This window comes from Pseudomonas gregormendelii (assembly GCF_017114825.1).
GTDB classification, from domain to species: domain Bacteria; phylum Pseudomonadota; class Gammaproteobacteria; order Pseudomonadales; family Pseudomonadaceae; genus Aquipseudomonas; species Aquipseudomonas gregormendelii.
Genome location: NZ_JADEVO010000007.1, coordinates 1 through 15,039 on the forward strand (window position 1 = coordinate 1; position 15,039 = coordinate 15,039).

Here is a 15,039-nt window from a genome sequence, read left to right on the forward strand (position 1 = left end):
ACGGCCTGGCGTCGTCAGTGTGGACCGCCGACGTCGGCCGCGCGCATCGGTTGTCGGCGCGCCTGCAATACGGCTGCACCTGGGTCAATACGCACTTCATGCTCGTCAGCGAAATGCCCCATGGCGGTCAGAAATTGTCCGGCTATGGCAAAGACATGTCGATGTATGGGCTGGAGGACTACACCGTGGTGCGGCATGTGATGTTCAAGCACTAAAAAAGCATCGCTGGCAAGCCAGCTCCCACAAGGGTTGGGACTTACCCAACCCTGTGGTCAACCACAAATCCTGTGGGAGCTGGCTTGCCAGCGATGGCGCCCTCAAGGCCCCAGTGTTCTCTGCCCATTCCCGATCCCCTTCGCAACATCTACCCCCCAATCCAGCGCCGCTTCCATGTCCAGTAAATGCGGTCGTGGATCGTGGTCCTCGGAAACCGGTACCCCGTCCGGACGATAAACATCTTTAACGAACCGTCGCGCAAAATTTCCGCCTTCACCACAATCGAGCATCCATTCGACAGCGTTCCCTTGTGTTCCAAATGGCGCTCAGTCATCACGGTAATCCTCCGGTCGTTGGGTTCGGGTCAGTACTCATCTTAGCTCACGCCAGCGCACCAAAATGATTCGTCAAAATGCCCGAAAACCCCGGCCTGACAGCGGCGCATTGCCACCTATACTGGAAACCACCGCCCCTTCGGGGTCTGCACGTCCAACAATAAAAAGCAGAGGTGGAACATGGTCTGGCAGCAAATCTACGATCCGTTCAACAACCCGGTCATTTCCACCCTCATGGCAGCCGTGCCAGTGGTGGTGATGCTGGCGGCCCTGGCGTTCTTCCATATCAAGGCGCACCTGGCGGCCCTGCTAGCCCTGGGCTCAGCCCTGATCATCGCGATCTTCGCGTTTGGCATGCCGGCCGACATGGCAGGCTCCGCGGCCCTGTATGGCGCCGCCAACGGTTTGTTGCCGATTGGCTGGATCGTACTCAACATCATTTTCCTGCACCGCCTGACCACCGAAAATGGCTCGTTCAAGGTGCTGCAAGACTCACTGGCGCGGATCACTGACGATCGTCGCCTGCAACTGCTGTTGATCGCCTTCTGTTTTGGCGCCTTTTTTGAAGGCGCCGCAGGTTTCGGCACACCGGTGGCAGTGACCGGGGCGATTCTGATCGGTCTGGGGTTCTCGCCACTGGCCGCGTCCGGCCTGGCGCTGATTGCCAACACCGCGCCCGTGGCGTTTGGCGCACTGGGCACGCCGATCATCACGCTCGCCAAGGTCACGGGCCTGGATGAAATGGAGCTGTCGATGATGGTCGGTCGGCAACTGCCGTTCTTCTCGGTGATCGTGCCGTTCTGGCTGATCTGGGCGTTTGCCGGGTGGCGCAAGATGCTGGAAATCTGGCCGGCGATCCTGGTCGCCGGGGTCAGCTTCGCCGTGCCGCAGTTCCTGGTGTCCAACTACCATGGCCCGATGCTGGTGGACGTGATCGCTGCGCTGATCTCCATGGCCTGTTTGACCGGCTTCCTTAGGGTGTGGAAACCGGCCACCGTACACACCTCCGCAGCCCTTTCAGGTCGCGTCGACAATTCGAAAATTGATGCCGAGCACGATCAAAAACCCGTCGCCAGCGCCGCGTTTGGTGCGGATGCCAAACCCGCCGTGATGCGTGCGTGGATGCCGTGGATCATCCTCACCGTGTTCGTGTTCGCCTGGGGTACCCAGGGTTTCAAGAACATGTTCGACACCCGCCCTGCCATTGATCCTGTGACCCAGTCGGCCAAGCTCGATCCTCAAGGCAAACCGTTGCGCGAGGCGAATCCGGTCTTTGCCCCGGTGATCACCTTTGGCACGATCCACCAGCAAATTGAAAAAGTCCCACCAGTAGTGCCTGCGCCAAAAACCGAAGAAGCGGTCTACAAGTTCACCTGGCTGACCAGCACCGGCAGCGGCATCCTGCTGGCGGCGATCCTGGGCGGGCTGTTGATGGGCTATTCGATTCCGCAGCTGATCAAGCAGTACGTGCGCACCATCTGGGTGGTGCGCTACTCGCTGATCACCATCGTCGCGATGCTCGCCCTGGGCTTCCTCACGCGCTATTCAGGCCTGGACGCAACGATGGGCCTGGCGTTTGCTGCCACGGGGATTTTCTACCCCATGTTCGGCACCCTGCTGGGCTGGCTTGGCGTCGCGCTGACAGGCTCCGACACGGCGTCGAACGTGTTGTTCGGCGGCCTGCAGCGGGTCACTGCCGAACAACTGGGGCTCAGCCCGGTGCTGATGGCAGCTGCCAATAGCTCCGGCGGGGTCATGGGCAAGATGGTCGATGCGCAGTCGATCGTGGTGGCCTCCACTGCCACTCGCTGGTATGGCCATGAAGGAGAAATCCTGCGGTATGTGTTCTTCCACTCGATCGTCCTGGCGATTCTGGTCGGCGGGTTGGTGACGTTGCAGGCGTATGTGGCGCCATTCAGCGATATGGTCGTGGGTGGGCATTAAACGGGATCAGCCGGTTGTTGCGCTTCTGACCTACCTGCCCGGGCTGCTGCCCGGGCGTTCATGAACGGAGTAGGGTAAAGCGACTATGAACATTCTCTACGATGAACGCGTCGACGGCGTGCTGCCGCAGGTCGACCGGGCTGCCCTGCTACAGGCCCTGCATGCGCGCCTGCCGGACCTGGAAGTGCTGCATCAGCAGGAAGAGCTCAAACCCTACGAATGCGACGGCCTCTCGGCGTACCGCACCACCCCATTGCTGGTGGTGCTGCCGCGTCACCTGGACGAAGTGCAAGGGGTGCTCAAGCTGTGTCACGAGATGCAGGTTCCGGTAGTCGCCCGGGGTGCGGGCACCGGGCTATCGGGTGGGGCACTGCCGCTGGAGCAAGGCGTGCTGCTGGTGATGGCGCGCTTCAACAACATCCTGCACATCGACCCTGCGGCTCGCACTGCACGGGTCCAGCCGGGTGTGCGCAACCTGGCGATCTCCCAGGCCGCGGCGCCATTTGGCCTGTACTACGCCCCGGACCCTTCGTCACAGATCGCCTGCTCCATCGGCGGTAATGTCGCGGAAAACGCCGGAGGTGTGCACTGCCTCAAGTACGGCCTGACCGTGCACAATGTGGTCAAGGTCGACATCCTCACGGTGGATGGCGAGCACCTGAGCCTGGGGTCGAATGCCCTGGACTCACCGGGCTTCGACCTGCTTGCCCTGTTCACCGGGTCTGAAGGCATGCTCGGCGTCATCACCGAAGTGACGGTCAAGCTGCTGCCCAAACCCCAGACCGCCAAGGTGCTGCTGGCCGCTTTTGATTCGGTCGAAAAAGCCGGCCGTGCGGTAGGCGACATCATTGGTGCCGGCATCATCCCCGGGGGCCTGGAAATGATGGACAACCTGGCCATCCGCGCCGCCGAAGACTTCATCCATGCCGGCTATCCGGTGGACGCCGAAGCCATCCTGCTGTGTGAACTCGATGGCGTCGAAGCCGATGTCCACGATGACTGCGACAGGGTCCGCCAGGTGCTCGAACAGGCAGGCGCCACCGAAGTGCGCCAGGCCAGGGACGAAGCCGAACGCGTGCGTTTCTGGGCCGGACGCAAGAACGCCTTTCCGGCGGTCGGGCGACTGTCGCCGGACTACTACTGCATGGACGGCACCATACCGCGTCGGGAATTACCCGGCGTGCTGCAGGCCATCGCCGCCTTGTCTGCCGAATACGGCCTGCGCGTAGCCAACGTGTTCCATGCCGGCGATGGCAACATGCACCCCTTGATTTTGTTCGATGCCAACCAACCGGGGGAGCTCGATCGGGCAGAGGCACTGGGGGGCAGGATTCTCGAGCTGTGCGTGAAAGTCGGCGGCAGCATCACCGGTGAACATGGCGTCGGCCGCGAGAAGATCAACCAGATGTGCGCCCAGTTCAACAGTGATGAACTGACGCTGTTCCATGCCGTCAAGGCAGCGTTCGATCCCGCTGGCCTGCTCAACCCCGGCAAGAACATCCCCACCTTGCACCGCTGCGCAGAATTCGGCGCGCTGCATGTGCACATGGGGCAATTGCCCTTCCCTGAGCTGGAGCGTTTCTGATGCGCCACGAAGATGACTTCGATGACAGCGCCGCACTTCTGGAGCAAGTTAACCAGGCGTTGCAGGGCATTACCCCACTGCGTATCCAGGGCTCAAACAGCAAGGCTTTCCTGGGGCGCATCACTGCCGGTGAAGTGCTCGATACCCGCGCCCATCGGGGCATCGTCAGCTACGATCCGACTGAGCTGGTGATCACCGCACGATGCGGCACGCCGTTGGTGGAACTGGCTGAAGTGCTGGCTGCCTCGCAGCAGATGCTGCCCTGCGAACCGCCGTCCTTCGGCGAGGGCGCGACGGTCGGCGGCATGATCGCCTGCGGGTTGTCGGGACCGCGACGGCCCTGGTCGGGTTCGGTTCGCGATTTCGTCCTCGGCACCCGGGTAATCACCGGCCACGGCAAGCATCTGCGCTTCGGCGGCGAAGTGATGAAGAACGTCGCCGGCTACGACCTGTCGCGTCTGATGGCTGGCAGCTACGGCGCCCTCGGGGTAGTGACCGAGGTATCACTCAAGGTGCTGCCCAGGCCTCGGCAATGCCTGAGCATCAGCCTGGAGCTCGACGTCGAACGCGCCCTTGATCGCCTCAGCGAATGGGGCCAGCAGCCGTTGCCGATCAGCGCGGCCTGCCACGATGGCACACGCCTGCACCTGCGCCTGGAAGGCGGCGAAGGCTCGGTGGCCGCGGCCCACGAGCGCTTGGGCGGCGAGCTGCTGGACGCCGGGTACTGGGCCGATCTCAACGAACACAGGCTGAGTTTTTTCGATGAGGATCAGCCGCTGTGGCGGCTGTCCGTACCGCACAACACCCCTCGCCTGTCACTGCCGGGGCGACAACTGATCGATTGGGGCGGTGCCCAGCGCTGGCTCAAGACCGATGCTGAAGCCGCGTTCATTCGCCAGGTGGTCAGCGAGGTCGGCGGACACGTGACCTGTTACAGCCATGGATTGATCGACAGCCCTTTCCAGCCATTGCCTGCCGCCCTCATGCGCTACCACCGCAACCTCAAGCAGCAACTCGACCCCCAGGGTATTTTCAACCCCGGTCGCCTGTACGCGGAGCTCTGAGCCATGCAAACCACGTTGAGCGAACAGGCCCGCCAGTTGCCCCGAGCCGAAGAAGCCGAAAGCATCCTGCGCAGCTGTGTGCACTGCGGCTTCTGCAATGCCACCTGCCCCACCTATCAACTGCTCGGCGACGAGCTGGACGGGCCACGCGGACGAATCTACCTGATCAAGCAAGTACTGGAAGGCCACGAGGTCACGCGCAAGACTCAACTGCACCTGGACCGCTGCCTGTCCTGCCGCAACTGCGAAACCACCTGCCCCTCCGGCGTGGATTACCACAACCTGCTGGATATCGGCCGGGCGGTGGTCGATGCAGCGGTCCCGCGCTCCCTGGCACAGCGCCTGTTGCGCGAGGGACTGCGCAACGTCGTGCCCAACCCTGGGCTGTTCAAGAGCCTGGTCAGCAGCGGTCAAGTGTTCCGGGCGCTGCTGCCGGACACGCTGCGCGCCAAATTGCCACGCAGTGCCTGGCCGGCAAAAGCCCGACCGGCCGCGCGCCATGCCCGGCAGGTACTGATGCTCGAAGGCTGCGTGCAGCCTGGCCTGTCGCCTAATACCAATGCCGCCGCCGCGCGGGTACTGGACCGCCTGGGCATCAGCGTGACCCCGAGCCGCGAAGCCGGGTGCTGCGGCGCCGTGGATTATCATCTCGATGCTCAGGCCGCCGGCCTCGATCGCGCCCGGCGCAACATCGATGCGTGGTGGCCAGGCATCGAGAGTGGCGCCGAGGCCATTGTGCAGACCGCCAGCGGCTGCGGCGCGTTCATCAAGGACTACGGGCACCTGCTGGGCACCGATCCGGCCTATGCCGCCAAGGCACAAAAAGTCAGTGCGCTGGCCAGGGACCTGGTTGAAGTGTTGCGTGACGAACCCCTGGAAACACTAGGCGTGCAGGCCGAGCAACGCCTGGCGTTCCACTGCCCTTGCACCTTGCAGCACGCGCAGAAGCTCGGGGGGGCGGTCGAGGCGGTGCTGGTACGTCTGGGTTTCAACCTCACCATCGTGCCGGACAGTCACCTGTGCTGCGGCTCGGCAGGCACTTATTCGGTGACCCAGCCAGTACTGGCCCGCCAATTGCGAGACAACAAACTCAATGCCCTGGAAAGCGGGCGCCCCGACGTGATTGCTACCGCCAATATCGGCTGCCAAACGCACCTCGACGGCGCCGGTCGCACCTCGGTCAGGCACTGGATCGAACTGGTCGAAGCGGCACTGCCCTCCCCACCTGCTGGAGTATCCCCATGAACCGCAAATTCGTTTTAAGCCAGGTCGAGGTCAGTCAGATCCTCGCCGCTGCGCGCAATGAAGCCCTGGGTAATCAATGGGCGGTGACCATCGCGGTGGTCGATGACGGCGGCCATCCCCTGGCCCTGGAACGCCTTGACGGCGCTGCCGCGATCAGCGCCTACATCGCCACGGAAAAGGCCCGCACTGCGGCGCTGGGTCGGCGCGAGTCCAAAGGTTACGAGGACATGGTCAATGGCGGTCGGCATGCGTTTCTCTCGGCGCCCTTGCTGACGTCCCTGGAGGGTGGCGTACCGATCATCATCGAGGGCCAGGTGATTGGCGCGGTGGGGGTATCAGGCGTCAAGGCCGAACAGGATGCACAGGTGGCCAAGGCGGGGGCGCAGTGCCTGGGCAACCCGAACGCCTGATCAAGCCAAGCCCCAATGGTGAATCAGTCGACGAAGAGGAAACCTGCCGATGCCCCGCCTGACCGCCAAGGACTTCGCCCCGCAACTGCTCGAACTCTACGACTACTACGCCCACGGCAAGATCAACCGACGCGAGTTTCTTGACCGCGCGGCGCTATTCACCTTCGGCGGACTGACCGCTGGCGCCCTGCTTGCGAGCCTGAGCCCCAACTATGCCCTGGCCGAGCAAGTCGCCTTCACCGACCCGGACATTATTGCCGAGTACATCACCTATCCTTCACCCCAGGGCAACGGGCAGGTGCGCGCCTACCTGGTGCGCCCGGCCAAAGCCCCGGGCAAGGTGCCGGGAGTGGTGGTGGTACATGAGAATCGCGGTCTCAATCCCTATATCGAAGACGTCGCCCGACGCCTTGCCAAGGCGGGGTTCATCGCCCTCGCCCCCGACGGTCTGACCTCCGTGGGTGGCTATCCGGGAAACGATGACAAGGGCCGCGAGTTGCAGGCGACCGTCAACCCGGAAAAGCTCATGAACGACTTCTTCGCAGCTATCGAGTGGCTGATGAAGCTTGACGCCGCCACGGGCAAGGTCGGCATCACCGGCTTCTGTTACGGCGGCGGTGTCGCCAATGCCGCGGCCGTGGCCTATCCGGAACTGGGGGCCGCCGTGTCCTTTTACGGGCGCCAGCCGGAGGCCAAAGACGTGCCGCGAATCAAGGCCCCGGTGATGCTGCACTACGGCGAACTGGACACGCGCATCAATGAAGGTTGGCCGGCGTACGAGCAGGCGCTAAAGTCCGCCAGCAAGACCTACGAGGCCCACATCTATCCCGGCGCCAATCACGGTTTTCACAATGACTCCACGCCCCGCTATGACGAGGCTGCGGCAAGCCTGGCGTGGGACAGGACCCTGGGCTGGTTCCAGCGCTATCTGGTGTAAACGCTTGGCGCTGGCATTTACAATCGCCGGCCAGGATACGTCCTCTGTATGATGGCGCGCTTTGAGTGCGGGTCAGACTTCGAGGAGTATGCATGGACAGGCTTTACCGGACAGGACACCAGGGCTTGTCCGCCCTCAATTTACTGACCTTGTGCCTGTTATCGGCCAACAGCGCGCTGGCGGCTGACACCGAGTTGCCGGCGCTCACCGTCACCGGCGAAGACAACTCAGGCTATCAGGCCGACAGCGCATCGGTCGCCGGCTTCGACTCGACCACGCTACTCGACACCCCGGCGGCGGTGACGGTCATCACCGATGCGCTGATCAAGGATCAACAGGCGCGCCTGCTCAGCGAAGTCCTGCGCAATGACGCCTCGGTGGGTCAAGCCTATGCCCCGGTCGGCTATTACGAGAACTTCGTGGTGCGCGGCTACTCGCTCAACTCCGCCAGCAGTTACAGGATCAATGGTCGCACCATCACTGGCGAACAGAACGTCGGGCTGGAAAACAAGCAGCAGGTGGAACTGCTCAAGGGCCTGTCGGGCCTGGAAAGCGGCGTGTCGGAGCCCGGTGGGCTGGTCAACTACGTGACCAAGCGGCCGACCGATGTGCGCCAGGTCACGGTCTCGACCGATGACCGCGGCAGCGGCTATCTGGCGACCGATATCGGCGGGTTCTTCGGCAGCGAACAACAGTTCGGCCTGCGCGCCAACCTGGCCCATGAAGATATCCATTCCTACGTTGAACATGCCAACGGTCAGCGGGATTTTGCCTCCCTGGCCTTTGACTGGAACATCAGCCCCGATGCGCTGCTGCAACTGGACGCCGAGTACCAGAGCCGGGAACAGCGCTCGGCGCCTGGCTACCAACTGCTGGGTGGCACCCGACTGCCGCACCATGCCTCGCCGAAAAAACTGCTGGCCCACCAGAGCGGCTCCAACCCGGTCAGCACCGATGCGCTGAACCTCAACGGCAAGTTCGAGTACCGCTTCAGTGATGCATGGAAAACCGACATCAGCGCTTCGCGCAGCCGGGTGGTGATCGACGACTACAGCTCGTTCGCCTGGGGTTGCTACGGTGCCGCCAGCTGCGCCGACGCCGCAGTGCCGAATGACTTCAGCCCGGAGGGCGACTACGATATCTACGACTTCCGCAGCCCCGACGATACCCGCCGCAACGACGAACTGCAGGCGACCCTCAGCGGGCGTTTCGACACGGCGGGCCTGGGCCACGAACTGACCTTGGGCACCAGTGCGTTCCGCCGGGTGGTGGACAAGCGCGACCCGATCAACGTGATGATCGGCAGCGCCAATATTAACAGCGAGCCTGCAGACTTCGCGCGTTATGACGGCCCGCTCAATGACTCCCAGCGACGTCTGGACAGCCGCCAGTACGGGCTGTTTTTCAATGACCGGATCAGCTTCAACGAGCACTGGCAAACCGTATTGGGCGGGCGCGCGGTGCGTCTGGACGAAGAAACCTTCGACAGCCAGGGCGAAACCACTCGCCATACCCGCCGGTACGAGTTCCTGCCCCAGGCTGCGCTGATCTACAAGCCGGTGCAGAACCTGTCGCTGTACACCCGCTATAGCAAAGGCCTGTCCCTGGGCGGCGAGGCGGCGTGGTTTACCACCAACGCCTTCGAAATCCTCGCGCCAACCGTGTCCCGGCAGATCGAGGCCGGGGTCAAGTATGACTGGCAGCGCATCAGCCTGGGCGCGGCGCTGTTTCAGATTCGCCAGGCGTATCAGTACTCGCGCCCCAACGACGACGGCACCTTCACTTTCGCGCAACAGGGAGAACAGAAGAACACCGGCCTGGAGCTGTCCGCCAATGGCTGGGCGACCCAACGCCTGCAGATCAGTGCCAGTGTCGCGGCGATTCGTTCGCGGGTCAGCGGCACGGGAACGGCGGCTTATGAGGGCCACCAGACGATCAATGTGCCGACCTTGCGCGCCAGCCTTTCCGGCGACTATGCATTGCCCTGGATAGACGGCCTGGCATTGCTCGGTGGCGTGCAGTACAGCGCCAGCAAATACGCGAGCCAGGTGGGCGAAGTGGAAACCGGCGCCTACGCGATCTTCAATGTCGGCAGCCGATTCAGCACGCGTATTGATGGTTACGAGACGGTCTTTCGCCTGAGCGTCGACAACCTGTTCGACAAGCGCTACTGGCGCGATGCCGGAGAATACATGGGCGATGACTACGTATTCCAGGGCGCGCCGCTGACGGCGCGCTTGAGTGCTTCTGTCAATTTCTGACGGCTGCCGAAATCACCTGTAGGGGCCAGCTTGCTGGCAATGGGCGTTAACGATAATGCGGGGTGCCTGACAGCCCGCGGCGTACTCAGGTTTTTCGCGAGCGAGCTCGCTCCTACAGGATGGTAAACGTTAACGGGTGAGCCGAATTGGAGCTCATCAGTTCACCAGGTCAATCAGCTGTTCACGCTGCGCCCCGGTCAGCATCGGGCCGAATCCGGCCGCCGCATTGTCGGCCATGTAACGCGGATTGCCGGTGCCTGGGATCACACAGGTCACCGCCGAATGCGACAGCAGAAATTTCAGCGCCAATTGCGGCCAGCTATTGACCTGTACCTGCGAAGCCCAGCCCGGCAGGGGCTTGCCCTTCAGGCGCGCAATCAGGCCACCGCCGCCAAACGGCCGGTTGCAGATCACTGCCACACCACGTTCGCGGCATAGCGGCAGAATGCGCTTTTCGACTGCGCGATCATCCAGGGCGTAATTGATTTGCAGGAAGTCCAGTTGTTCAGCCTTGAGCACCGCCTCCACCTCGTCATAGGCCGACGCGGTGTAATGGGTGATCCCGATGTAGCGGATGCGCCCTTGCTCTTTCCATTCGCGCAACGTCGGCAGATGGGTTTTCCAGTCCAGCAGGTTGTGGATCTGCATCAGGTCGATCCGGTCGGTTTGCAGCAGCTTGAATGATTGCTCCATCTGCGCAATGCCTTCTTCGCGACCACGGGTCCATACCTTGGTCGCCAGGAAAGCCGGCGAGCGCGGCTCGTGGATCGACAGCAGCTCACCGGTGGTCTGCTCGGCGCGCCCGTACATCGGCGAGCTGTCGACCAGCGTCCCGCCTTTCTCGAACAGTGCATCCAGCACGGCCGGCAGTTGCTTGTAGGCCGGGTCCGCGGGGGCGACATCGAAGCCGCGATAAGTGCCCAACCCTACGACGGGCAGCGGCTCGGCGCTGGAAGGAATGCCTCGGGTCTGCATGCTCTTGCCTCCTGTGGCGATCGGCGGCGCTTGCGCCCCGGCTGGGTCGAACGTTAAGACCGCCGAGACACCGGCAGCCAGCGTGAGTAGTCGGCGACGGGTGATTCCATCAGTGTGGCTCATGATGTTGCTCCTCCATTCGGGTGCTGGCCGCCCGTTGTTCCTGCCGCCTGGCCAGCCAGAAACACAACCCTGCCCATACGCCCGCAACCGGAAGAATCGCCAGGGCCACCAGGCCAAACCCTGCGCCTACTGCCGTCAGCCCCGCAGACAGCCAGCCACTGGCGGCATCGCCGCCGCGATAGACCAGGGTTTCGATCACGTTCTTGGCCTTGTACTTCTCTTCGCGGCTGACCACTGTCCACAGCACCTCTCGCGCTGGCCGAACGAAGGCAAATTCCACCGCCCGACGCAGCCCTTGCGCCAGGGCAACGGCGGCAGGTACCGGCGCCATGGCCATCGCCGAGAAGGCCACGACGCTCGCCAAGGGCAACATCACCAGCGCCCCGCCCACGCCGACCCAGCGGATCAACGGCGCGGTCAACAGCAGCTGGAATAACAGGGTCAGCACCGACACCAGCAAATCAACCAGAGCAAAAAATTGAGTGCGGCTTGCCACATCAGCGTAGCTGCCTGCGACGATCCGGCCTTGTTCAAAGTACAAAAGGGTCGCGGCGCTGGTGTGCAGCAGCATGAACGCCACCAGCCCAAGCAAATAGCGCGAGCGCAGGATCAGCGTGATGCCGGCCAGCATGCTGCCGCCCAATCTTTGGTCATCCGGCGAGCGGTTGTCGCTACGCGACACTGTGCACCTGAGCAAGGCCCGGTAACAACGCACCGCGATCTCGAGCAGCACCGCCGCCGCCAGCGTCAGGGCCATCGGGCCCAGGCGCACGGCCATGGTCGCGGCCAGCAGCGGCCCGATAAAGGTGCCCAAGGTGCCACCGGCGGCAATAAAACCGAATAACCGCCGCCCCTGATCATTGGAAAACCGGTCGACCAGCACGCTCCAGAAGATCGTGACGATGAACAGGTTGTAAATGCTGATCCAGACAAAAAACACCTGCCCGACGGTCACCGGCGCAACGTGATTGGCGATCAACAGCCCGAACACCAGCATCGACAGCGCAATCAGCCGATAGATCAAGGGCACGAAACGCGTTGCCGGCAGCCGGGACACCAGCGCACCGTAGAGCGGTACCATCAGCAACATCACCACGAAGGTGGCGCTGAACAGCCACTGCAATTGGTCCGCACCGCCCTCCAGGCCCAGGGCATCGCGCAGGGGGCGGACCAGGTAATAGCTGGCGAGCACACAAAAATGGAAGGCAAAACCCAGCATCAGCGCGGTTCTTTCCGCGGGCAGAATATTCAGCGATTTCAGCGCGATGGGCATCGCTTCCCTCCCGGACCGGCGCGCTACGGGGCCGATCGACTACACTGCGACAGCGATCAAGTGATCGCCGTTTTCCACCCTTGAGTCGTCAATGCCGCTCCCTAACGTTAGTCGAATGTCGCGCATCCTGATGATCATCGCAGACATCGTCATCGCGCTGTACCTGGTGCTCTGTATGGCGCTGTGGATATTCCAGCGCGCCCTCATCTATTACCCGCAGCCTCGATCCGTGGCCAGTGCGCTCTTGACCCTGCCCCGTTCCGACGCGCAGGTGCTGGTCTCGGTGCGCGAGCACGAGGGCCCAAAGGCGTTGATCTATTTCGGAGGCAACGCCGAGGACGTGTCGCGCAACCTGCCCTCGTTTTCAGCAGCCTTTGCCGATCACGCGCTGTATTTTCTGCACTACCGAGGGTTTGGCGGCAGCTCTGGCTCGCCGACCGAGGAAGCGATTCAGCGCGACGCCCTGGGGTTGTTCGACGAGGTGTACGCCCGGCACCCGCAGGTGACGCTGGTGGGCCGAAGCCTGGGCTCCGGTGTCGCGGTGCGCCTGGCCAGCCAGCGCCCGGCATCGCACCTGGTGCTGATCACGCCCTATAACAGCCTGGAAGAACTCGCTGCGCGGCAGTTTCCGATCTTCCCGGTGCGGTGGCTGTTACAGGATCGTTTTGAGTCCTGGCGATATGCCCGGGAGATCAGCGTGCCGACCCTGCTGATGGCGGCAGAGCAAGACGAGGTGATCCCGCGCTCGAGCACCCAGCGGCTGTTCGAGCATTTCGCTCCGGGGGTGGCCGTGCTCAGGGTGATACCGGGGGTGGGGCATAATTCCATTTCCGCCAGTGCGGATTACCTGAGGCTGCTGCGGGAGGCTTTGTGAGGTTGAGTGTTGCGCTCCTGAGGCGAGCATGCTGAATAATTCCAGCATGCTCGCCTTCTTGAGCGCATCACCTATTGAGCAACAATCTTCACCAACGGCGCCCCCTTCTTGACGATGTAGGTCGCCAGTTCCGAGCTGGTAGTCGCACTTGTATTCTTCGCAACATGCGCCACCCCTGCCGGGATATAGAGCGAATCCCCCGCCTTGAGTGTCACTGCAGGCTGCCCTTCAAGCTGATACTCAAACGTGCCCTCCAGTACATAGGCCACCTCAACCCCCGGGTGGGAATGTTTGGGCGAGACCACGCCCGGTTCGAAATCCACGCGCACCTGCAGCACTTCCTGTCCCGCAACGTCCATGTCCCGGTGCAGCAGATCGGTGCGGTGCAGGCCGGTCTGCCAGCTCTTGGTCGCCGGCGCATCCTGAGTGGACGACTTGACCTCCTGGGCCTGGGCCAGGCCCGTGACAGCGGCCAATGTGGTCGCGGCAATGGCCAGGCCGAGTGCGCCAGCGGTTTTACGAACATTGAACAGGGACATCGCGATTCTCCAGTGGTAGTACCGCAGATGCGGTGTGCCCCATTCAAACGCCGCCATGTATCAGCCAAGTGTCCAAGCCACCCTGGATATGTATGCGCAAGTGGCTGCAGGCACACCTGATACGCAGGGATACAAACCAGTGACACGTCAGCCCCGGTCGGCACTCTCGCGCCAGTATCAGCGAATTGTCCTTCGTCGAGCGGCGCTTTTATCCAGTGCCCGGCCAGCGGTCAGTTAGGGTCGAGCAGGCCCCCGTGCCAGTGGCGGGAGACACGCGTACCCGTGAATTTCGCCACCACCATGCCCTGGCCAATCAGTCGATCGCGGTAACGGGTGACCATCCGCCCCGCCTGCTCGGCGAACAACACCACTTCGCTGGAGGGATCACCGGGCCGGCGCAGGATCCGGGCAAAACGCTGGCCCTCCTCAACAGGGTCTCCCAGCTGTTTTTCGAAGATCAAGACCCCGGGCGTCGGTGCAAGGATGGTCTCCATCTGGCCCATTTCCAAGGTTTGCACCGGCCAATCCTCCGGGCTTAGCGCCTCATCAATGGCTCCGCAGCGGCACAGCCAGGTGTAAAGTCCCTGGGCATCCTGTTCGGCCAGTTGGTCGCCGACATCGCCCTGCCCGCGCAACTCCAGGGTTGCCGCCATATTGCGGTCACTGAGCCCTTTGCGCAGCCAGGGCGCAATAATGGTTTCCTCAAAAGAACCATCGCCGCCATCGTCCCAGATGATCGCCACGTCCATCTTCATCGCTGCCGCCAGTTCGCGGCCTTGGGCGGCAAAGCTGCGGTGCACATAGAGGTACGGCAGTGCCTCGTCATCGGTGTGCAGATCGAGCATCACATCGGCATCGGCGGCCAGTTGCACCAGGGCTTTCTGCCATTCCTGGACATTGGTGGACGGGTGTTGCTGCGCCGCCGACTGGTCAAAACCACGATTGAAATTGTGCCCTGTGGCGTCATGAAAACGCCCCAGCAGGCGGCCCTGGCGGAACTGGCCAATACCCAGGGGATTGGCCTGGGGCACAACCGTCACCTGACTCCTGAGCCGCCCCTGGGCTTGGGCAACCTGCAGGCGTTGCATCAACAGGTGCAGTACCAGCATCCCGGCAATTTCGTCAGCGTGCACCCCGGCTTGCAGGTGCACCTTGGGGCCGCTGCCATCACCCTGGTAACGCCAGGCCCCCACTTGCAACGGGTCGCCGTTGTTGCTGCGAACATCCAACGAAATATCCTGCACCATCCGTTTGTCCT

General features: G+C 62.7%; 13 protein-coding genes and 1 pseudogene. 9 read left to right on the forward strand and 5 right to left on the reverse strand.

Annotated elements, in window-relative coordinates; genetic code table 11:
* On the forward strand, positions 1 to 215 hold a 215-nt coding region (locus IMW75_RS07030; RefSeq protein ID WP_205892177.1), incomplete at its 5' end, for an aldehyde dehydrogenase family protein.
* Between the two features lie 102 nt (positions 216 to 317).
* On the opposite strand, the pseudogene IMW75_RS26840 reads toward IMW75_RS07030, so the two are convergent.
* Positions 318 to 550: pseudogene (locus tag IMW75_RS26840) on the reverse strand (hypothetical protein).
* Between the two features lie 181 nt (positions 551 to 731).
* On the opposite strand from IMW75_RS26840, the gene IMW75_RS07035 reads away from it, so the two are divergent.
* The 7 genes from IMW75_RS07035 to IMW75_RS07065 all read left to right on the forward strand — a co-directional run bounded on the left by IMW75_RS07035 (position 732) and on the right by IMW75_RS07065 (position 9,997).
* Complete coding sequence (locus tag IMW75_RS07035; protein WP_045057349.1) at positions 732 to 2,495, forward strand: L-lactate permease; 1,764 nt, start codon at positions 732 to 734, stop codon at positions 2,493 to 2,495.
* An 85-nt stretch (positions 2,496 to 2,580) separates the two neighbouring features.
* Positions 2,581 to 4,080: a glycolate oxidase subunit GlcD gene (glcD, locus tag IMW75_RS07040; protein WP_205892178.1), complete on the forward strand. Its 1,500-nt coding sequence runs from the start codon at positions 2,581 to 2,583 to the stop codon at positions 4,078 to 4,080.
* Positions 4,080 to 5,144, forward strand: a complete 1,065-nt coding sequence (glcE, locus tag IMW75_RS07045) for a glycolate oxidase subunit GlcE (protein WP_045057351.1) — start codon at positions 4,080 to 4,082, stop codon at positions 5,142 to 5,144. The genes glcD and glcE overlap by 1 nt, the downstream gene beginning before the upstream one ends.
* 3 nt (positions 5,145 to 5,147) lie before the next feature.
* The gene (glcF, locus tag IMW75_RS07050) at positions 5,148 to 6,389 is read left to right on the forward strand and encodes a glycolate oxidase subunit GlcF (RefSeq protein ID WP_045057352.1); all 1,242 of its coding nucleotides are present in this window, start codon (positions 5,148 to 5,150) and stop codon (positions 6,387 to 6,389) included.
* Positions 6,386 to 6,799, forward strand: coding sequence for a heme-binding protein (locus IMW75_RS07055; protein WP_045057353.1), 414 nt, complete (start codon positions 6,386 to 6,388; stop codon positions 6,797 to 6,799). The genes glcF and IMW75_RS07055 overlap by 4 nt, the downstream gene beginning before the upstream one ends.
* A 49-nt stretch (positions 6,800 to 6,848) precedes the next feature.
* Entirely contained in the window at positions 6,849 to 7,736 is an 888-nt protein-coding gene (gene yghX, locus IMW75_RS07060; protein WP_205892179.1) for a YghX family hydrolase, read from the forward strand.
* Between the two features lie 92 nt (positions 7,737 to 7,828).
* On the forward strand, positions 7,829 to 9,997 hold the full coding sequence (locus IMW75_RS07065) for a TonB-dependent siderophore receptor (RefSeq protein ID WP_045057355.1): 2,169 nt from the start codon (positions 7,829 to 7,831) through the stop codon (positions 9,995 to 9,997).
* A 156-nt stretch (positions 9,998 to 10,153) separates the two neighbouring features.
* On the opposite strand, the gene IMW75_RS07070 is transcribed toward IMW75_RS07065, so the two are convergent.
* Both IMW75_RS07070 and IMW75_RS07075 read right to left on the reverse strand, forming a co-directional pair.
* Positions 10,154 to 11,095, reverse strand: coding sequence for an aldo/keto reductase (locus IMW75_RS07070; protein WP_082069086.1), 942 nt, complete (start codon positions 11,093 to 11,095; stop codon positions 10,154 to 10,156).
* The gene (locus tag IMW75_RS07075) at positions 11,082 to 12,368 is read right to left on the reverse strand and encodes an NTP/NDP exchange transporter (protein ID WP_045057357.1); all 1,287 of its coding nucleotides are present in this window, start codon (positions 12,366 to 12,368) and stop codon (positions 11,082 to 11,084) included. The genes IMW75_RS07070 and IMW75_RS07075 overlap by 14 nt, the downstream gene beginning before the upstream one ends.
* Positions 12,369 to 12,459: 91 nt before the next feature.
* On the opposite strand from IMW75_RS07075, the gene IMW75_RS07080 reads away from it, so the two are divergent.
* Complete coding sequence (locus IMW75_RS07080) at positions 12,460 to 13,242, forward strand: alpha/beta hydrolase (protein WP_205892180.1); 783 nt, start codon at positions 12,460 to 12,462, stop codon at positions 13,240 to 13,242.
* 71 nt (positions 13,243 to 13,313) lie between these two features.
* On the opposite strand, the gene IMW75_RS07085 is transcribed toward IMW75_RS07080, so the two are convergent.
* Together IMW75_RS07085 and IMW75_RS07090 are read right to left on the reverse strand one after the other, a co-directional pair.
* On the reverse strand, positions 13,314 to 13,781 hold the full coding sequence (locus IMW75_RS07085; protein WP_045057359.1) for a cupin domain-containing protein: 468 nt from the start codon (positions 13,779 to 13,781) through the stop codon (positions 13,314 to 13,316).
* Between the two features lie 230 nt (positions 13,782 to 14,011).
* Complete coding sequence (locus IMW75_RS07090; RefSeq protein WP_205892181.1) at positions 14,012 to 15,028, reverse strand: M14 family metallopeptidase; 1,017 nt, start codon at positions 15,026 to 15,028, stop codon at positions 14,012 to 14,014.
* Positions 15,029 to 15,039 lie beyond the last annotated feature (11 nt).